Origin of the sequence: uncultured Acetobacteroides sp. (assembly GCF_963667355.2) — a bacterium.
Lineage (GTDB): Bacteria > Bacteroidota > Bacteroidia > Bacteroidales > ZOR0009 > Acetobacteroides.
Genome location: NZ_OY763328.2, coordinates 3,143,489 through 3,164,170 on the forward strand (window position 1 = coordinate 3,143,489; position 20,682 = coordinate 3,164,170).

15 protein-coding genes are annotated in these 20,682 nt (G+C 45.5%); 13 read left to right on the forward strand and 2 right to left on the reverse strand.

The annotated features are described in order from the left end of the window. Positions 1 to 93 precede the first annotated feature (93 nt). Positions 94 to 1,953: a sigma 54-interacting transcriptional regulator gene (locus ACHZA1_RS13005; RefSeq protein WP_320052301.1), complete on the reverse strand. Its 1,860-nt coding sequence runs from the start codon at positions 1,951 to 1,953 to the stop codon at positions 94 to 96. Between the two features lie 170 nt (positions 1,954 to 2,123). Here ACHZA1_RS13005 and mnmD point away from each other — a divergent pair, with 170 nt between their 5' ends. The 6 genes from mnmD to ACHZA1_RS13035 all read left to right on the forward strand — a co-directional run bounded on the left by mnmD (position 2,124) and on the right by ACHZA1_RS13035 (position 10,919). Continuing rightward, positions 2,124 to 2,807, forward strand: a complete 684-nt coding sequence (gene mnmD, locus ACHZA1_RS13010) for a tRNA (5-methylaminomethyl-2-thiouridine)(34)-methyltransferase MnmD (protein WP_320052302.1) — start codon at positions 2,124 to 2,126, stop codon at positions 2,805 to 2,807. A 61-nt stretch (positions 2,808 to 2,868) separates the two neighbouring features. Then, entirely contained in the window at positions 2,869 to 3,432 is a 564-nt protein-coding gene (locus tag ACHZA1_RS13015; RefSeq protein ID WP_320052303.1) for a hypothetical protein, read from the forward strand. Positions 3,433 to 3,604: 172 nt separating this feature from the next. Then, on the forward strand, positions 3,605 to 4,084 hold the full coding sequence (locus ACHZA1_RS13020) for a methylglyoxal synthase (RefSeq protein ID WP_394701035.1): 480 nt from the start codon (positions 3,605 to 3,607) through the stop codon (positions 4,082 to 4,084). 308 nt (positions 4,085 to 4,392) lie between these two features. Further along, the gene (carA, locus tag ACHZA1_RS13025; protein ID WP_320052304.1) at positions 4,393 to 5,475 is read left to right on the forward strand and encodes a glutamine-hydrolyzing carbamoyl-phosphate synthase small subunit; all 1,083 of its coding nucleotides are present in this window, start codon (positions 4,393 to 4,395) and stop codon (positions 5,473 to 5,475) included. Positions 5,476 to 5,514: 39 nt separating this feature from the next. Then, a complete protein-coding gene (gene carB / locus ACHZA1_RS13030) occupies positions 5,515 to 8,742 on the forward strand; it encodes a carbamoyl-phosphate synthase (glutamine-hydrolyzing) large subunit (RefSeq protein WP_320052305.1) in 3,228 nt (1,075 codons plus the stop codon). Between the two features lie 104 nt (positions 8,743 to 8,846). Then, entirely contained in the window at positions 8,847 to 10,919 is a 2,073-nt protein-coding gene (locus ACHZA1_RS13035; protein WP_320052306.1) for a ComEC/Rec2 family competence protein, read from the forward strand. Between the two features lie 667 nt (positions 10,920 to 11,586). Here the strand turns inward: ACHZA1_RS13035 and ACHZA1_RS13040 are convergent. Continuing rightward, entirely contained in the window at positions 11,587 to 12,321 is a 735-nt protein-coding gene (locus tag ACHZA1_RS13040; protein ID WP_320052307.1) for a DUF6261 family protein, read from the reverse strand. A gap of 569 nt (positions 12,322 to 12,890) precedes the next feature. Between ACHZA1_RS13040 and ACHZA1_RS13045 the strand changes: the two genes are divergently transcribed. The 7 genes from ACHZA1_RS13045 to murB all read left to right on the forward strand — a co-directional run bounded on the left by ACHZA1_RS13045 (position 12,891) and on the right by murB (position 20,640). Next, positions 12,891 to 14,156 carry a carboxypeptidase-like regulatory domain-containing protein gene (locus ACHZA1_RS13045; RefSeq protein WP_320052308.1) on the forward strand — a complete coding sequence of 422 codons (1,266 nt, stop codon included), beginning with the start codon at positions 12,891 to 12,893 and terminating at the stop codon, positions 14,154 to 14,156. A gap of 84 nt (positions 14,157 to 14,240) precedes the next feature. Further along, positions 14,241 to 14,798, forward strand: coding sequence for an RNA polymerase sigma-70 factor (locus ACHZA1_RS13050; RefSeq protein ID WP_320052309.1), 558 nt, complete (start codon positions 14,241 to 14,243; stop codon positions 14,796 to 14,798). A 21-nt stretch (positions 14,799 to 14,819) separates the two neighbouring features. Further along, a complete protein-coding gene (locus ACHZA1_RS13055) occupies positions 14,820 to 15,842 on the forward strand; it encodes a FecR domain-containing protein (RefSeq protein ID WP_320052310.1) in 1,023 nt (340 codons plus the stop codon). Next, the gene (locus tag ACHZA1_RS13060) at positions 15,832 to 17,418 is read left to right on the forward strand and encodes a carboxypeptidase-like regulatory domain-containing protein (protein ID WP_320052311.1); all 1,587 of its coding nucleotides are present in this window, start codon (positions 15,832 to 15,834) and stop codon (positions 17,416 to 17,418) included. The genes ACHZA1_RS13055 and ACHZA1_RS13060 overlap by 11 nt, the downstream gene beginning before the upstream one ends. A 356-nt stretch (positions 17,419 to 17,774) precedes the next feature. Continuing rightward, positions 17,775 to 18,710, forward strand: a complete 936-nt coding sequence (locus ACHZA1_RS13065; protein WP_320052312.1) for an NYN domain-containing protein — start codon at positions 17,775 to 17,777, stop codon at positions 18,708 to 18,710. A 446-nt stretch (positions 18,711 to 19,156) separates the two neighbouring features. Then, a complete protein-coding gene (locus ACHZA1_RS13070) occupies positions 19,157 to 19,561 on the forward strand; it encodes a hypothetical protein (protein WP_320052313.1) in 405 nt (134 codons plus the stop codon). A 74-nt stretch (positions 19,562 to 19,635) separates the two neighbouring features. After that, positions 19,636 to 20,640 carry a UDP-N-acetylmuramate dehydrogenase gene (gene murB, locus ACHZA1_RS13075; protein ID WP_320052314.1) on the forward strand — a complete coding sequence of 335 codons (1,005 nt, stop codon included), beginning with the start codon at positions 19,636 to 19,638 and terminating at the stop codon, positions 20,638 to 20,640. The last annotated feature ends 42 nt before the right edge of the window (positions 20,641 to 20,682 follow it).

Consider the following 20,682-nt stretch of genomic DNA (forward strand, 5'->3'; position numbering starts at 1 on the left):
GCAAGAATCTTGAAGTTAATAGCAATTATTGCCTGAGGCTTATTCCCCTCCTTTTAAAGGAGGGGTGCCCGTAGGGCGGGGTGGTTTTGCTTTTTAATGGTCAATCCCATACTTCTTCATCTTCAGGTAAAGCGTGTTTCTGCTTATGCCCAGTGTTTTTGCCACCTGCGAGATGTTGCTGTTAAGTTCCTTTATCGCCTCCTTAATCATCCTTTTCTCCATTTCATCGATGGAGGTAAGGCTAACTTTTGATGATGAGCTGCCTCTGTGAGGTGCTGAGCCAACATCGGGAAGGTTCTTTACCTGATCTTTGGTGACATCCCAAACGATGTTGCCGTTCAGGTTCACCGTCTTTTCGATGAAGTTCTCCAGCTCGCGAACGTTGCCCGGCCAGCTGTAGCTTAGCAGGAAACGGTATACTTCGGGCGATATCTCGGGCACATCCTTGTTCAGCTTCAGCGCCTTCGACTGTAGGAAGTAGTTGATTAGCATAGGAATGTCCTCCTTCCTCTCGCGCAGCGATGGTAGTCGAAGAGGTATTACGCTTAATCGGTAGTATAGGTCCAAACGGAATCGTCCTTCCTTAATCTCCTCCTTCAAATCCTTGTTGGTAGCGGCAATAATGCGCACATCAACCGGGATGTTCTTGGTTCCGCCAACGCGGGTTATTACCCCTTCTTGGATAACTCGTAGCAGCTTCACCTGCATGTCGAGGGGCATTTCGCCAACCTCGTCTAAGAAAAGTGTACCACCATTTGCCAGCTCAAACTTACCGGGTTTGCCACCTTTGCTTGCACCTGTAAAAGCGCCGCTATCGTATCCAAAAAGTTCGCTTTCAATGAGCGATTCGGGTAGGGCACCGCAGTTTACCGCTACAAATCCAGCGTTCCTGCGGTTCGAGTAGGTGTGTATCGATTGGGCAAGCAGCTCCTTACCGGTTCCGCTTTCTCCATCAATTAGTATGGTCGATGGGCTGTTTGCTACAATCTTTGCGTATTCAATTACGCGCTGCATCTCGTAGCTTTCGCCAATAATATCCTCGAAGGTGTAGCGCGCGTTCATTCCGGTAAACTTGTTTACGATGTTGTAAACGCGCTTCATCTCCCTAATTAGAATTACAGCGCCTACAAACTCTCCTTCAATAATAGTTGGAAGAAGGTTTACCGCGTAGCGCTCTTTGTTAGGGACGTTATCGAATACAACCTCCTCATCGAAGATCCGTTCGTTGCGTTTTAGGATTGGTAATGACAAATCCCATTGGGGCAGGATGTCGGATATATTACGCTTCTCTAGTTCTTTATCGTTTAAGCCTAATTCTGATAGTGCAGTTTTGTTGTGGCATAGCACCTTGCCGTTAGCATCAACCGCAATAAGCCCGTGATTTAATGTGTTGATGATGGTTGATAGCAGTCGGTTGCTATGTTCTAGGCTTTGCTGCGTCTGAGAATTTCTCACTTGCGTACTAATGCCCAATGCTGCCGCTTGTACAATGTTTATGGTGTTTGGGGCAACACTCTCGCTCTTAAAGAAAATCGATAGCACTGCAATAAGGGCACCTTCTTCGTTTGTTATTGGCGCACCAATGCTTGTGTATTCGTTAAAGAAAAAATGAAAATGATCCTTTGGGGCTAGTTGGATTGGGTGCTTTTCATGCAATGTGATTCCGATTGATGAGCTACCCAAGTTTTCTTCATCGGAAAAAGCACCTGGCTTTAAGAAGCACTTCGCTGCTCCTTTTACCGATTGCGAATCTCCGTAAACCTTTAGGATGCAGCCCTCGCTATCGGTTAGCACCAAAAATGTGCCCTTTTCGTTGAAGTAGCCATTTAGGGCTTGTACTGTAGGCTCAGCAATAGCAATTAGCACCTCGTTATCCGATTGCTTTTCTATCAGTTCATCTTTCGAAATAATTTTAGGATGAGGATTCTGGCGTCGTTCAAGTCCGAATGCCATACTTCGGGCAAATGAATGGCGGACGATTTCTTCGTGTTTTTTTGCGGAGGTTGGCATCGTTAAAGTGTGTATGGCAAATGTAGCAAATTATGGCAAGTTGTACTAAAAGTGCTCACTGTTGGGATGGCGTCGCAAAACTCCTTACTTTGCATCGAACAAAGGATTTTACCATGGATTTTAGTAGCGACCATTTACAACAACGAGTTCATCTCGTACAAACTTCCGACGGATCTCAAACACTTTCTGTTGATGGTGGAGTTGAGCATTACCACTCAACCAATGGGGCTATAGCCGAAGCGCTTCATGTGTACATAAATGCTGGTCTAGCACCGTTTTTAGGTCGCGAAGTAAATGTCTTTGAGGTTGGTTTTGGTACAGGTCTTAACGCCATGTTGACCTATCAATTTGCAGTATGCAATGGCACTAAGGTAAACTATACGTCAATCGAGCGCTACCCGTTACCTTTGGAACTAACTGCGAAACTAACCTATCATGAACAAGTAGGACTTGATAGAGAAAAATACTTCAACGCGCTACATAGTGCTCCTTGGAGTTACAAGGTTGAACTCGATAGCTATTTTTCACTTCAAAAAATAGAGGGCAATTTAGTTGAGTATAGCCCATCGTCAGGTATTGATGTTGTGTTTTTTGATGCTTTTGCTCCCGATTTGCAGCCTCAACTCTGGGCGTTATCTATCTTCGAGAAAATCTATAAGGCAATGAATGAAGGTGGTGTCCTGGTTACCTATTCATCAAAAGGATTCGTTAAGAATAATTTGAGAGAATCGGGTTTTAATGTTAAGAGATTGCCTGGTCCTAAGGGTAAAAGACATATGATTTTAGCTCAAAAATAATTTATCCATCCGTTGCTAATCGACTGAATTTGCGTTAAATTCAAGCCAAATACAAACGGCTATGCTTACTGCTAATAATACCGAAAAACAAGAGTTGACCTTGAGTGAGGTAAAGCTCTTCAACATAGGGACTCCATTGTTAGTGCTTGTATCTCTATGTGTGGTTTTATACTATCTAATCTGGGGGATAGAACCTCTTCTTTGGGGTGTGCAGAAGTTTTTTTCCTATATGTGCGTTCCTATTGTATTAATAGGGCTTTTCCTGAATGAATTCTTTTATAGGCTAACGCTTGCTATTTTTTGCAAGTTTCCAATGTCAACCTTTTGGTACGGTTTTAATTTGGGTCAACTAATGAAATGTGGTGATAGGGATATCCCTGCTGGGGTTGATTATTACCGCTTGGCATTATTCCTTCCGCATCTAATAGTTGGCGTCTTTCCTCTGATTTTTGGAGTTGTAATCAACCATCCAATAATATTTATCTTTGGATTCGTATTTACCATCGCGTCTGTCGGTGACCTTGTTCTTTTGTGGGAAATGCGTCATTTGAGCTCTAGAAATGCAGTGAGCGAGCTTTCTTCGCGAGAGGGAATTGCAGTAGAAGATGAAGTGTCAGAAGAATAACCTGATTTAAGTTAAATTCAATTCCCTAGTAGATTTGCTTTTATTCATTAGCAGATGCTTTTACCATTTAGTATTGAATTATTGTATTGATTAAAAATTCTTAAATCAAAGATGGTTGAGGAAGCATGATGCAAGTTATATGGTATCTTGTCGAGTGTTCTAAATAAATTATATGAGAAAAATGCTAGCGAAAAAACGTATCGCATTAGTAGCCCATGACAACTGCAAAAAGGATATGATTCAATGGGTCGAGAAAAATTCCGAAAGTATAATTGGTCATGATTTGACCTGTACCGGTACTACCGGTCGAATGATTGAGGATGCACTTCGTCATAAGTACGGAGATGAAGCAATAGATAAAGTTTCAATCAGCCGGTTAAAATCAGGACCTCTAGGGGGCGACCAGCAGCTCGGTTCGATGATTGCAGAGGGCAAAATTGATGTGCTTATTTTCTTTTGGGATTCTATGCATGCCCAACCTCATGATGTAGATGTTAAGGCGTTACTACGTATCGCAGCAGTTTACAACATTCCAACTGCACAAAATCGTTCAACTGCCGATTTTATAGTAACATCTCCTATTTTGAGTAAGGATTATACCCCCAAGGTGTACGACTACTCGAGTTACATCAGCCGTAATATCGACCTGTAGCCTTATTCTTAGGCTTCAAACAAGCTGCTGCTCGAAAGGGCAGCTTTTTTTGTTTTAGAACATATTATTTTTTAAGCAGAATCCCTTTAGTAACTAGTCTTAAGTTAATGCTTAATGTGTTTTTAATCCGTTAAACTCTCCTAATGGATTTCGTGAATCCGTATTCGTATTATGCAAATAGTCAATGCTATGTCAGATTAGTTCTACGCTTTTTAAACTGGTACTCCTTTTTTCTTTATCACATAAAGCCTTAAGTTTACAAGGTTTTTCTTTGCGAAAGGCCCTCCGTAACTTTATTAAACGCTTCAATGGATCTTAAAAACGTTAAGCTTGTTCTGGAGGACGGTACAGAATTCATCGGTAAGTCTTTTGGCTACGAAGGATGTTCTGCAGGTGAGGTGGTTTTCAATACTGCCATGACCGGTTATCCTGAAAGCCTTACAGACCCTTCTTACCGAGGTCAACTTCTAGTCCTCACCTATCCTCTTATCGGAAACTACGGTGTTCCGGGTGCCAATCAGGAGGATAACCTCTTTAAATTTTACGAATCCGATCAACTCCACATCGATGGATTGATTATCTCAGACTACTCTGAGGAGTACAGCCATTGGAATGCAAACGAAAGCTTAGGTGACTGGCTTAAGCGGAACAAGGTTCCCGGAATTACGGGGATTGACACTCGGGCGTTAACCAAAATCCTTCGCGAAAAGGGGGCCATGATGGGCAAAATCGTTTTCGAAGGACAGGATATCGCCTTTCGAGATCCTAATAAGGAAAACCTTGTAGACCAAGTCAGCACTAAAGAGGTTAAAATTTACGGAGAAGGGCGGCAACGGGTAGTTTTGGTCGATTGTGGGGTTAAGAACAACATTATTCGTAACCTTATTAAGCGCGATGTAACGGTTGTTCGTGTTCCTTGGAACTACAATTTCCTAAATGAGGAGTACGATGGGCTGTTTATCTCGAATGGACCGGGAGATCCTAAGATGTGCGAGGCAACCATTAATAATTTAAAGGTGGCAATTACCCAAAATAAGCCTATTATGGGTATCTGTCTTGGGAACCAATTGCTTGCTTTGGCATCGGGTGCAAATACTTATAAGTTGAAGTACGGACATCGTAGCCACAATCAGCCAGTTCTTCAAGTAGGAACCAATAGGGCGTTTGTTACCTCGCAAAACCACGGTTTTGCCATTGATAACAGCACCCTGAGCGGCGAATGGGAACCTTACTTCATCAACCTAAACGACGGTACAAACGAGGGTGTGCGCCACAAAACAAAGCGTATCTTCTCGGCTCAGTTCCACCCCGAAGCTTCGAGTGGTCCAACTGATACCGAATTTTTGTTCGATGATTTCATCCGTAACATTGAGGCTTACAAGGCCGAATAGCAACGTTTTTGCCGTTTAACCGATATTCGAGATCAGATAATGAGCGAAATAAAGAAATTTAAGAAGATAATCGTACTGGGTTCGGGTGCCCTTAAAATTGGTGAGGCTGGCGAATTTGACTACTCTGGTTCGCAAGCACTAAAGGCACTAAAGGAAGAGGGAATCAAATCGGTACTGATTAATCCCAATATTGCAACCGTACAAACATCCGAAGGTGTTGCCGATAAGATTTACTTTCTTCCTGTAACGCCTTACTTCGTAGAAAAGGTTATCGAAAAAGAGCAACCAGATGGAATTATGCTCTCCTTCGGTGGACAAACTGCCCTCAACTGTGGTACGGAGTTGTTTGACTCAGGTGTTTTGGCAAAGCATGGCATCGAAGTTTTGGGTACACCGGTTCAGGCCATTAAGAACACCGAGGACCGCCAACTTTTTGCTGACCTGCTTCACGAAATTGATGTTAAGACTCCTCGAAGCATCTCATGCACCTCTGTAGAAGAAGCGCTTAAAGCTTCGGAAGAACTTGGTTTTCCAATTATAGTTCGTGCTGCTTACACGCTTGGAGGACAAGGATCAGGTTTTTGCGACAACCGTGATGAGCTGCTAAAACTTGCTGATAAGGCATTTTCATACTCGCCGCAAATCCTTGTGGAGGAATCAATCAAGGGTTGGAAAGAGGTAGAGTACGAAGTGGTTCGCGACCGATTCGACAACTGTATTACGGTTTGTAATATGGAGAACTTTGACCCGCTTGGAATACATACGGGCGAAAGTATTGTTGTTGCTCCATCACAAACGCTTACCAATGCCGAGTATCACAAGCTTCGCCGTATTGCCATAAAGATTGTTCGCAAGGTGGGCATTGTGGGTGAGTGTAACGTTCAGTATGCGCTTGATCCATACTCCGAAGATTACCGCGTTATCGAGGTTAATGCTCGTCTTTCGCGCTCTTCGGCTCTAGCTTCTAAGGCAACAGGCTATCCTTTGGCGCACGTTGCTGCGAAGCTTGGCTTAGGCTATGGCTTGCATGAGCTAAAGAATGCCGTTACCAAAACTACTACCGCTTTCTTCGAGCCAGCGCTCGATTATATCGTTTGTAAGATTCCTCGTTGGGACTTGAACAAGTTTATCGGCGTATCGAAGGAGATTGGCTCTAGCATGAAGTCGGTAGGCGAGGTGATGTCCATCGGACGTACCTTCGAGGAGGCTATCCAAAAGGGCCTTCGAATGGTTGGTCAGGGCATGCACGGTTTTGTTGGCAACAACGACCTAGTGTTCGACGATATCGATAAGGCTCTTTCCGAACCAACCGATATGCGCGTGTACAGCATTGCTGCTGCCTTTGCTGCAGGATACGATATTGATAGGGTGCACGATCTTACCAAAATTGATAAGTGGTTCCTTGTTAAGTTAAAGTCGATTTTCGATACCAAAAAAGCCCTTCAGGAATACGATAAAATTGAGAGCGTACCAGCTGATACCCTTAAGGACGCCAAGCGAAAAGGATTCTCCGATTTCCAGATCGCCCGTTTTGTGCTTAAGGATAATGGTCGCTCGATGCATGAAAAACTTCTTGAAGTTCGTAAGTACCGTAAGGATTTAGGGATATTGCCATATATCAAGCAGATTGATACGCTTGCGGCAGAATATCCTGCCCAAACAAACTACCTGTATATAACATACAATGCTTCAGAAAGCGATGTGGAGCAGCCAAACGACAACCAGTCGGTTGTGGTTCTTGGCTCTGGAGCATACCGTATTGGTAGTTCGGTGGAGTTTGACTGGTGCTCGGTGAATGCCCTTCAAACGGTTCGTAAGCAGGGGCTTCGTGGGGTGATGATTAACTACAACCCCGAGACGGTATCTACTGATTACGATGCCTGCGACCGTCTCTACTTCGATGAGCTTACCTTCGAAAGGGTGATGGATATCATCGACTTCGAAACACCTCAGGGAGTAATTGTTTCCACAGGCGGACAGATTGCCAACAATTTGGCGATGAAACTTTACGACCAAGAGGTAACGGTGCTTGGAACATCGCCAGTTGATATCGACCGTGCAGAGAATCGCCATAAGTTCTCTTCGCTTCTTGATGAGCTTAAGATAGACCAGCCTCGCTGGAAGGAGCTTACCTCGATGAATGAAATCCATAAGTTTGTTGACGAGGTTGGATTCCCAGTGCTTATTCGTCCTTCGTACGTGCTTTCGGGTGCTGCCATGAATGTGGTGTCGAACCACTTCGAGTTGGAACACTTCCTTAAGCTTGCAGCGAATGTATCGAAGGAGTACCCTGTTGTGGTAACCGAGTTCATCGAGAACGCTAAGGAAATAGAGATTGATGCAGTTGCGAATAAGGGCGAGGTAATTGCCTACGCTATCAGCGAGCACATTGAGTTTGCCGGGGTACACTCTGGCGATGCTACGATGGTATTCCCTGCACAGAAGATTTACTTCGAAACGGCTCGACGCATTAAGAAGGTTGCTCGTCAGCTTGCTAAGGCGCTTAGTATTACCGGACCTTTTAATATGCAGTTCCTTGCCAAGGATAACGATATTAAGGTAATTGAGTGCAACCTGCGTGCATCGCGTAGCTTCCCATTTGTATCGAAGGTGCTAAAGGTTAACTTCATTGAGTTGGCAACTAAGGTGATGCTCGGAATGGAAGTTCAGCGTCCTGATAAGTCGATTTTCGAACTCGACTATATTGGTATTAAGGCTTCGCAGTTCTCGTTCTCGCGCCTATCTAAAGCCGATCCAGTGCTTGGTGTGGACATGGCATCGACAGGAGAGGTTGGCTGTATTGGCGAAAACTACTACGAGACGCTGCTTAAGGCCATGCTTTCGGTAGGGTATCGCGTACCAAAGAAGAACATCCTGCTATCTACAGGTGATGCTCGCTCGAAGATTGAGCTGTTGAACAGTGCCCGCATGCTTAGAGATAAGGGGTACAACCTATTTGCAACTCGCGGATCGGCGCAGTTCCTTAACGATAATGGGGTTCAGGTTACCGTTCTTCACTGGCCTGATGAGGATGCCAAGCCAAATACGCTCGACTATCTTCGTGAGAGGAAGATCGACCTAGTGATCAATATTCCTAAAAACTTGAGTAAATCGGAGCTGGCAAACGACTACACCATTCGTCGTAGTGCGGTAGATTTCAACATTCCGTTAATTACCAACGCACGTTTGGCAAGCGCATTTGTGTATGCCATTTGCAAGTATAGCATGGACGATCTGAAAATAAAGAGCTGGGACGAGTACCGTTAACAGCACACTTATCAGCATAAAAGGGCGGGATTCATTTTGATTCCCGCCTTTTTCATATATTTAGGATTGAGATAATTGTTGAGAACCACTCATTCCTCGTACCAATGAGAGCACTTGTTGAACCATTGCGGTTACTGCCAATCCTAAAAATCGCAGCTGCTTTTAGTCTAGGTATTGCATTTGCTACGGAGCTAGATCTTGCTTGGTATTTCTGGTTGCTGCTATCGCCGCTTGCGCTACCTGTAATGTATTGGGGGTATAAAACGGTGCGGTATAGCTACCGCTGGATGTTTGGTGCAGGCACATTTCTTCTTTTCTTCTCGTTGGGGGCAGCCTATGTTAGCGTGGCAAAGTCTCAGATACCTGGAGCTTCTTTTGATGAGAATTCGTTCCTAACCGTTCAGGTTGACGATAATCCTGTAAAAACAAGGTATGGATGCCGGTGGACGTCGAGGGTTGTTGAGGCTCCATCAAATTTAAAGGCTTTGGTAGGTACAAAGGCGATTACCTATAGTAGGGATACTGCTGTGCCAGACTATGCTGCCCTTCTGCGGATCAGGGGCAGGGTTGCAGCAATCGATCCGCCAAAGAACCCGTACGAATTCAGCTTTAAGGATTACTATGCGCATCAAGGCATCTACGCTTCGGTGTTTGTTTCGAGAGATGGGGTGCTGCCTATAGGGAAAGTTGTGGTTAACCAGATGCTCCGGTTGGCCTACTTTCTACAGCGGTACACGCTGCAAACATTTAGGCAGTTTGGGTTCGAGGGCGATGAGCTGGGCGTTATCCTTGCGCTAATGATTGGCGACAAGCAGCTCCTCGATGGAAATCTTAAAACAATGTATGCCAATATAGGAGCAATGCATATTTTGGCTGTATCCGGAATGCATGTTGCGCTTTACTATTTGGTTTTGGTGTGGCTGCTCTTTTTTATGCGAGGTAGGGTAGGCGGTTTGCTCAAGAATATGGCCATTCTTCTTGCGCTATGGGTGTTTGCTTTTGTGGCCGGATTCTCCCCGTCGATTGTGCGGGCAACCGTTATGTTCACCTTTATACTGGTGGGGAAGATGTGGAATAGAAGCTCCAATACCTATAATATGGTTGCCGCATCATTTGTAGTTCTGCTGCTGTACAACCCCTTCTCGCTATACGATGTTGGCTTTTTGCTGTCGTATGCTGCCGTGTTTTCAATCTTGCTGTTTTACCCGTTCTTTGGCGCATGGGCTCCAAGTAGTAGAATCCTTAGGTGGGGGTACGATCTGGTTGCCGTTTCGTTGGCGGCACAAATTCTAACCTTGCCGCTTACCGTTTACTTCTTTCATCAGCTTCCGTTAGTCTTTTTGCTCACCAACATCATTCTTATTCCGCTTACAACCCTAATAATTTATGGGGGATTGGCTTTGCTTTCAATCTCGTGGTGGACATGGGGGGCGCATTGGCTGGCTGCTGCGCTTGTTTGGCTGCTGAAGCTGACCAATAGCTCCGTTTCGTACATTGAGCATATTCCGGGAGCCGTATTGTCGAGCATATACTTCGAGCGCTGGCAGATGCTGCTGCTCTTTGTGGCATTTATGCTGCTTTTCATCTTCATGCTTCACCGGAAGCCTCGGCTAGTGCTGCTGTCGCTTACGCTGATGGTGGCTGTAGCATCAGGCAGCGCCTTTAGTAGGCTTAAGGATAGGCGGCCGCTTTTAGTTGTTTATGCCATGCGCGGGGGAACTGCCATCCTTATGAGCGGTGGTGAGTGCAGCTACTGCCTCTGCGATTCGGTTCGCGACGGTTACAGCTACAAGTTCATGGATCAGTCGCTCCTGAAATGGGGGCGGTTAGCCTCCAGCGAGGTTCGCTTTTTCGGCTTTAAGGATTCTCTGAGCGAATCGGATTGCAAGTATAGCAGCGGCTGGTGCTCTTTTAGGGGAAAGGTGATATATGTTTCGTCGGCACCAATAGCGAAAAAGAGGACGGCGGATCCTCCTGTTGATGTCGACTATCTTATTGTTTGCAGGAAGACGAGGGGAAGACCCGAAGAGCTGCTGAAGTATATTCGGCCAAGGCTGGTGGTAATCGATGGCTCTGCCTCGAAATATTTAGCAGCTAAATGGGCTGACAGGTGTAAGCTGGCGCGTGTACCTTTTTATAGTGTAAGCAAAAAGGGCGCTTTTGTCGTCAATCTGTAAAATAGAGCCGCATGCAGCGCCTCTAGGGAGGTGTTTGAAAAAAGCTATGGAACATCGTGTTGGTTGTTGAGGCTTACAGCAAAGAGCACCCCAGCTCCGAAGGTCTGCTAGCTTAAATGTATTAGCTAAAATCACCGGATCGAATAAAAAGTGTAATAGAATGTGCCGTTAAACATCGTTAATAGAATGGCATCCTAAAAACTTTTATATACTTTCGAACCGAAATTTTAAAGCGGGCTAAAAAGTTATGTAAGGGTTGACTTTACTTACGATCTGTAAGAATTCCCTTCCTTGCCTTTAGGGCACTTCCTTAGCTTCCTACTAAAATGACATTTCAGCGAAAGCTTAAAGATACTGCTTGGCTCGTTTTCATATGTTAGAATATTGGTTAAGACACATTTATTGAGCTAGGAACAAAGAGGACGATGAGAATCGGTCCTCTTTTCTTTTTTACGGGGTTTTCGATTCCATCTTGATTCGTATATTTTGCATGCTCGGCGAGTTGGGCTTCTGCGGCTGTGCGCGCTGCCGGAGGGCTTACGCCGTTAGCCATTGGGGCAATCCGCTTTGCATCCGGCATTTTCATCAGCCATCATTAGCGCTATAAGAATAAAAAGCCCACCCGGGTTGACTGGGTGGGCTTTCGTGTGCGGTATGGTGGTGTGTGCTACTCCTTCTTGCGCGCCTTAGCCGAGCGGGCGCGGGTAGCGCGCTGCTTGAGCGTTTTCCGGCATTCGGCAATGGTGGCGTTTATCGAGTCGGCGAGCGTCTTGTAGGGCTCGCTCTTCTTAAATTCGACATAGAAGTTGATGTAGCGGAACAGCTTGTTGATGGCCTGGCACAGCTCCTGGGCGGCCCGCCTGGCGTTTACCTTGTTCTTCGACTCCTTGACGCTGTCGCGGAGCAGGCTGTGCTGCTCGTAGCTGGCGTGCCCCTCGCGGATTTCGTCGATCCACTCCTGGGCGTTGATGGTGGCTATGGCCTCCCGCAGCTTGGGCTGGCTGTCGAACTCGGCCAGCAGGGTGTCCACCAGCATCGTCTCCTCCTTGTTGCCCTTCCGGTTCATGTCCCAGCCGGTTTTCTTGATGGCGTTCACCAGCAGCTGCCCCGCATTCGCCCAGGTGGGGTCTTTTCGGCCTGCGCACACCTGGGCGTAGGTGCGCAGGTTAACAAATCCGTGGTCGCGGAGGCTATCGTCGGCTTTCATCTGCTTGGTGATGCTGGCGTAGCTCAGCTTCATCAGCGCCTTGGTCAGCAGTTGGTTTTTGGCGCGTACGTCCTCGATCAGCAGGGCTAGGTCGGCATCCTTGTCGGCGTAGGGCGCAACTGTGTCGAGCACCCTGTCGCCAAAGTAGCCCTTCTCGTTGATGCGCATGTCGTGGAAGGCGTGGGGCTTTATCATAGGTTAAGCGTTTACGTTCTACCGCCTTGAAGGTATAAAAAAATGGCCGATTCCGATGCGGTGCACGGAAAGATTGATGGGCAAGGCGGCGAAGCGGGGGCTGTGGCGGTGCCGATGCGCTGGCTTAAAGCTGGCGGATTGCCTTGGCCATGCCCCAGGGCAGCTGTACTTGGTGGCGGATGGATTTGGCCCGACGTCGGGCAAGCAATGTTTGGGGCTGGGCAAGTGTGGCCCGACGTCGGGCAAGGTGTGATCGGTGGTGAGAGATGCTTGCCCGTGGGCGGGCCAAGTGTGATCAGGTGGGTGTAGTACTTGCCCGAGGTCGGGCCGAGCCTTCGCGGAAGAGGATGGTACTTGCCCGGGGTCGGGCCAGCACTTTTCGGCAGGTAGCAGTACTTGCCCGACCTCGGGCCAATTCTTCTGTGGTGTTTTTTGTGCGTTGATCGTGAGATGTATGCGCTATTTATCAAAAAAAGTTGGGTGCATCCGTAGGGGATTCTCCGGGTGGCGCATCATAAGGGTGTAAACAGCAAACAACAAGTAGAACGCACAAAATAAATACTACGACCATGAGAAATCTTGTTAAGAGAATGCTACAAATCGGCATGATAGTCGTGCTGGTAGCCAGCTTCGGATTTGCCTACGGCCAGAACGGCAGCTACACCACGGTGTACGGCATTGTGAAGGATGCCAACACCCGGAACGCCGTGGCTTTTGCCAACATCAGCATCCCTAACGGCAACATCGGTACGGTAACCAACTCTGAGGGCGAATTCCTGATTAAGGTGCCCAAATCGCTCAACGCCTCCGAGCTCGAGATCTCGCACGTGGGCTATAAGAACAGCACGCTGAAGATCGAGGAGAGCAACGGAAAGCCCGGCGTCTACTTCATCGAGCCCCACGTTCTTTCCCTTCAGGAAATTATAGTCCGTCCCGAATCGCCCGACATGCTTGTTCGGATGGCCATTTCCGATATCTCGAAGAACTACGCCATTGCTCCCGCAATGATGGAGGGCTTCTACCGCGAGACCATCAAGCAGCGCCGCGACTACCTGTCGGTTTCCGAGGCTGTAGTTGACATCTACAAGACGTCGTACACCAGCTACGATAACGACCGCGTAAGGGTAGAGAAGGGCCGCAAGGGTACCAACATCAAGAAGGCCGACACGCTGCTGGTTAAGCTGCAGGGGGGGCCATCGGTAGCGCTGCTGCTCGACGTGGTGAAGAATCCCGACTACCTGTTTTCGGTTGAATCGCTCCGCGACTACAAGTACGAGATGAGCGGCGTGGTTAACATCAACAACAAGCTCAACTACATCATCAGCTTCAGCCCTGCCTACGAGCAGCCCTATCCGCTATTCTTCGGCAAGTTCTACATCAACCAGGAGACGCTAGCGCTCACCATGGCCGAGTTCAGCATGGACATCAGCGACAAGGCAAAGGCCGAATCGTTCTTCATCAAGAAGAAGCCAATTGGGCTGAAGATGGTGCCTACCGCCACGAGCTACCTGGTATCGTACAAGACCGGCCCCGATGGCAAGTACTACGTAAACTACGTCCGCAACGAGATGAAGTTTAAGGCCGACTGGAAGAAGCGCTGGTTTAACAGCTACTACACCGTGATGTCGGAGATGGCCATCACCAACATCTCCAAGGCCAACGTGGCCAAGATCCCATTCGACGAAACCTTTAAGACCAACATGGTGCTCAACGACCGCATCCAGGACTTGCAGGATCAGAACTTCTGGGGCGAGAGCAACATCATCGAGCCCGAGCAGTCGATAGAGAATGCCATCCGAAAGATTGCAAAGTACATGCAGAAGAATAACAACTAGGAATTCCCGGCGTATGCAGAATCTCCCCTCGGGGAGATTCCGCTTTACCGCCAAAGCTGTATCTTTAACCGTAAAAATAGCCGTATGGGACTTGCCGATATCTCGATACAACGAAGGATTCAGGAAGGCGACATAAAGGAGTTCGAGCAGCTCTTCAAGAGGTACTACGAGCCGCTTTGCCGCTACGCTGGTGGCATAGTAAAGGATATGGATGTTGCCGAAGAGATCGTTCAAGAGCTATTTTACGATTACTGGAAGAATCGGGAAACGCTCTCCATCCAGCTATCGCTGAATGCCTACCTCTACCGATCGGTTAAGAACAACTCGCTATCCCACCTTCGGAAGCAAACCGTTCGCCAGCGCTATGCCGAGAAGGCCAAGAGCGAGTACAACGAGGCAGAATCGGTAACCGTAGAAGACGAGCTGGTTGCCGAGGAGCTAAGCAAGGTCATCGACGACACCCTACACCAGCTTCCCGAAAGGTGCTCGATGGTGTTTCAGATGAGCCGCTTCGAAGGAAAAAAGTACCAGGAGATCGCCGATAAGCTAGCCATCTCGATAAAAACGGTAGAAGCCGACATGGGGAAAGCCCTCCACCATTTCAGGGAAAACCTAAAGCGGTTCAACCGGGTAGCCATGTAACCACAATTAATTCTTACTGCCATGACGCTAAACGAAAACAACACCGAGCATCTAGAATTAATAGCCAAGTATCTGGCTAACGAGATGGACGAAAACGAAAGGGCCAACTTCGAAATCGATATTGCCCTAGAGCCAAGCAACGCAAGGCTGATAAACGAAATGAGAGGGGAGTGGGAAATGATAGACAAGCACAGCAACCGAAAGAGCATAAACGTAAACAGCGCCTGGGAAAAGCTCAATGAGCGGCTGGAAAAGGAGGATTTACTACCTCAAGCAGAGCCACAGCAGCGCAGGCTAGGTGCTCGGAGGATGCTGCGGTACGCCGCAATGCTGGTGGGCGTTGCCATTCTCGGAACAGCATCCCTATGGATGATGTCGAAGCAGGAGACGCCTCAAATGGTAAGCGTGCTAAATGCTCAAGGGCAAAACACCATGGTGAAAACGCTTGCCGACGGCTCTGTCGTGTACGTTGGCGGAAAAACCAGCTTCGAGTATCCCGTCAAGTTCTCGAAAGACGAGCGCAAGGTTGCCCTTAAGGGCCAAGCCTACTTCGACGTTGCCAAGAATCCGAAAAAGCCATTTATCATCGAAACCGAAGATGCCTATATACAGGTGCTAGGGACAGCCTTTAACGTAAAGTCCTACGATCAGAAGGCATTCGAGCTGATCGTGGAGCGGGGCAAGGTGAAGGTGACGCTTAAGAACGATTCTAGCGTAAGCCAGATTGTAGTGGCAGGCGAGAAACTCGTGATTAATAAGAATAATCTCCAAAAGAGCGCTTGGGAAGACGATGGCTCTCTGGCCTGGCGCTTGGGTAAGATGCAGTTTAAGGACGAAACGCTGCAAAATATCGTAAGGGTAATCAACCGAAACTATCAGTCGAACATTACCATTGCCGATGAGCAAACCGCCAGTCGCAGGCTCACCGTTACCTTCGATGAGAACTCGCTAAGCACCATTACCGAGCTAATCTGCATAACCTTAAACCTCCAGAGCGAGAAAAAGAATAACCAAATTATTCTGAGTTCTACCGATGCAAAATAGGCAACAAGCTGCTATACGATCTGTAAAAAGCACATCGGCGCTATCCGTAAAAGGATTGGTGCTGATGTGCTCCTTGCTTTTCGTAAGCCTGCTGGTGAATGCCCAAAGCAGCATCCTCGAAAATCGCTACACCTTCGAAGCAAAGCGAACCTCGCTATACGACGCATTAAACATTATTAGCCAAAAGACCGGCTACTTCTTCATATACGACAGCAAAATTCTTGAAAGCGATAAAAGGGTAAAGCTAGAAGCAAGAGGGGCGAAGCTAGAATACATTCTTAAAGATCTTCTTAACAACCCTAAGCTGGGTTTCCGCGTATTTTCGAAGCATATCCTCATATTCGAAAAAGATGAGAATGTAGCAGCAGCTCAACGGAAAGAACCCGTTAGACAAGACTCTGCAGCTACAATTTTAGTAAAGGGAAAAGTCTTTGATGAGGTATCGCGAAAGCCTCTTCAGTACGTTTCTGTGGCAATCGAGGGCACATCGGAGGGTACGATTACCAATGGCGAAGGATATTTTATTCTGAAGCTACCTCATAGTCATGAGCAATGCAACGTCAGGATCTCGCATATTGGCTACAAGCCGTACACCTTTCCGATAATGCTTGCTCGCGATCAGAATGTCGACCTCTACCTTAAGCCTGATATTGTTTCGCTGCAGGAAATAGTAATTCGTCGGGTTGATCCTGTCGAGATAGTTACTAGCGCAATTAAAAATCGCAAGAAAAACTACTCCTCAACGCCTTACTGTTTGACAACATTCTACCGTGAGGGAGTACTTAAGAATGGAAGTTATCTCAGCTATGCGGAAGCAATCTTTAAGGTATATAAGCCTGCGCTTGATCAGTTTTTCGGCGTAGAGCAGGTAAGTGAGGTCAAGTCGCGCAAAATCGTAAACACAGAGCAATCCGACACCCTGTTTGTGAAGCTAAAGGGCGGGATTTCAGCATGCCTTAGCCTAGATATTGCGAAAAGTACTCCTGATTTTCTTGAACTATCCGAAATTGCACGATATCGGTACACCCTTTCCGATATGGTGTCGTACGAGTCGCATAATGCGTATGCCATAAACTTTGTACAAAAAGCAGATGTCGACGATCCTCTTTTTACAGGAACCATGTATATCGATGCGGATAGCCTTGCTATACTTGGCGCCGAATTCGAGATTAATCCGGCATACATTTCGAAGGCCGCAGACTACCTAATCTCGAAGAATAGCAAAAAACATATCGTTAAGCCCGAACGCTTTACATATAACGTCACATACCGAAAGGTTGGAGACTACTATTACATCAACCACGCTAAATGCGATGTGCAGCTGAAGGTGCGAAAAAAAGGAAGGCTATTTAGCAGCACGTATTCTGCCTTTTTGGAGATGGCTACCTGCAATATCGACACCAAAAATGTGAGCAAATTCGACAAGCAGAAAACCATTCGGCCTCATGTAGTCTTTTTGGATTTGCCCTACACCTACGATCCCAGTTTCTGGGGCGATTTTAATTACATCATACCCGAAGAGAAGTTAAACGAAGCCTTAAAACGCATAAATACTAAGATTGAAAAAGTTGAGTAAGCGTAGTTGATAGGTGCTATTCTAATGGTGTTTACTTGCCATAAATCAGTTTAAAGTCAACCTCTCATATTTGCTGTTAGGCTATATCTCCAAAATATTTTGTACTTAAAGGGAAAATATGGAGTTAATGTCACGTGAATTTCAAGGGTTTGCAATTTGAATGCAAGGTTAAATTGTGCTTTTTTTAGTGTAAATAGGAACTTTTATTCAAAACAGGATGTGTTTATAAAAAAATGGTAGTAATTTTACTTTGGTTTTAGTTCAGATATAAAACTGCCCTAATATGCAACAGTGAAGTGTACCTACACGCCCTGTATACATAAATTTTATAGTAAAATTTTAATAACAGTACAATTATGAACATTGGATGTGCCTCTTCTCTAAAAAGAATCGGTGTTTTTTACGATGGTAATTATTTCCTACAGGTAAGCAACTATTACAACTACGTACACCCACGTAAAAGACGCTTAAGCATTTCTGGTCTCCACTACTACATTCGTCACTTAGTATCAAAAGAAGAAAATGTAGACATTAAGCTTTGTAAAATTGCGGATGCCCACTATTTTAGATGTAGGTATAGCGCTCAGGATGCCAGTCAACGCGGCAACCAGCTTTACTACGACCGTGTATTCGACGATATTTTAATGTCGGAAGGCGTAATTACCCACTATCTTCCTTTTAAGAACAACTTTGGTAAGAAGGAAGAGAGAGGTATTGACGTATGGTTAGCGCTTGAAGCATTCGAACTTGCCATTTACAAGCAGTTTGATATCGTTGTTTTAATTGCGTCGAATGGTGACTATGTACCATTGGTTCGTAAACTCAATACGCTAGGAACACGTGTGATGGTTCTTGGATGGGAATTTGAATACACTAACGATGAAGGACAAAAAGTAGTAACCAAAACTTCGCAGGATCTACTCGAAGAGGTTAGTTATCCTGTTCCAATGCATGCTGAAATCGATGGAAACGAAGAAGAAGCAGACATTGTAGACAACCTTTTTGTTAGCAACGAAAGTGCTCCAAAGCCTGTGATTGCAACAAATATTAGCGCTGTATCATCTAAATCGAAGGCTTCTATTGCTACCGAAGAATACCAAGAAGGTGAAATTCTAAGTTTAAAGAATGGTTATGGATTCATCAAGCATCCAAACAATAACCTATTCTTCCACTATCTTGATCTTCAGGATGTCGATTTTAACGATCTTATGCCTGGTGATCCAGTTGAGTTCACCATCGAGCAAAACATCCACGGACAAGATGTGGCAAAAAATGTACGTAAGGTGGAGTAAACCTCCTCTCTTCATAAAAAGACCATCCTTGCGATGGTCTTTTTTTTTACTAAAAATGTTAATTGTTCGTTTGAATTAATAAATTTGGGGGCTTTTAATGATGCTAATCTAGTTTTGGATTTAGAGTAAAGTGTTAAGTGGAATTGAACAAGGATGGCATGAGGTCATTGCGCGGAACTTTATAGAGTGGAATTGAATAAGCGCCCATCTCTCAAACGTATATTCTGAAAAGGGAGGTTTTTCATTGTCATCCCAGAAGTCACCAACTCACATTGGAAAAACTAGAGATTCGCAAGCTACTGGTTAATGCCTTAAAATGATGCATGAACGACACCTACACCTACAGTCCTAAACTTAATGAGTAAAGAAATATGACTTTCCAAAACGAACAAATAGACAAAACATTATCGATGCTTGCTCGGATAAATTGGAGTAGCATCAGTGCGATGATTGTACTACTCCTTATTACATCCTTTATCCAAAAAAACACAACCTCGTATATTTCGCCTGAGACAGCCGCAAAACTATACTTTACTGCAATTGTAATTGCTCTTATGACAATTCCTCTTACAAACTGGCTATTTAATAAAAGAATTAAAAGAATTAGCGGTAATGATCCAACCGAGTTGTGCCTTAGAATATATAGGGTTGCGTTCTTTACAAAACTCATTATAGTTAGCTCGGTTTTTTTTGTAAATCTTGTGCTATACTTCTTCTCGAACAACACTCATCTTCTTATTATAGGGGCAATATATATTGTATATCAGATGATCGCTCTTCCAAGCAAGGAGGGGTTGTTTGAACTAGTAGGAGTCGAAACCGAAGAAAAGGAAGCTGATCAGCCTCTTTAACAAAAGATAAATTAATCTGTAAATCGTATATCCTTTGTACGATTTATATCTTTGTGCGACTAAACAGCAGCTCAATGAACGTACTAGAAAACTTCTCTTTAAAGGAGATTACCACCTTTGGTATTGATGCAAATGCAAAAAACTTTGTTCAGCCTGCCAATGACGATGAGGTGGTTGGCTTCCTGAAATCAAATAAGACGCAACCTATTTTTGTACTTGGAGGAGGTAGTAATATCATATTTACTTCAGATTTTGAAGGAGTAGTGCTTCAACCAACAGGAAAAAGTGTTGAGGTTTTAAGCGAGGATTGTGATAGCGCAACTCTACGAGTTGGGGCTGGCATGGAATGGGACGACTTGGTTAAGCTTACCGTAGGAAAAGGATTGGGAGGGTTAGAAAATCTTTCGCTAATACCTGGTCATGTAGGGGCTTGTCCGGTGCAGAATATTGGTGCTTATGGTGTAGAGGTAAAAGACACCATAGTTGCTGTTGAAGGTTTTTATCTTGACAGCGCCGAACGTTTTTGCTTTGATAATGGCTACTGCCAATTTGGCTACCGCGATAGCATATTCAAGCACGAGTTGAGGGGGAAGGTGGCGATTACCCATGTAACGTTTTTGCTAAGTAAAAGCCCTGTCCTAAAGACTCACTACGGCAATATAGAAGAAGAATTAAAGAATTATTCCGAAAGAACAGTACAAACTGTGCGCGATGCGGTTATTTCTATTCGCGAAAGAAAACTCCCTGATCCTAAAGTTATAGGGAACTGCGGTAGCTTTTTTAAGAATCCGACTATTTCGAAGGATGAATTTGATGCCGTCAAGGCTCAATATTCGAATGTTCCCAACTATCCAGCGGCAGATGGCAAAATAAAAGTTCCTGCGGCTTGGCTTATCGAAACCTGTGGCTATAAAGGTATAAAGAAAGGGCATGTTGGGGTTCATGGCCAGCAAGCACTTGTGCTGATTAACTTAGGCAATGCAACCGGTAAAGAGGTGATTGCCTTGGCTGATGAAATAATAGCAGGGGTATCCGATAAGTTTGGGATTGTTCTGGAAAAGGAGGTGAATATCCTTTAAGGTGATTGAGAAAAAGATAAGCAAAAAGAGAGGCACTTGTAA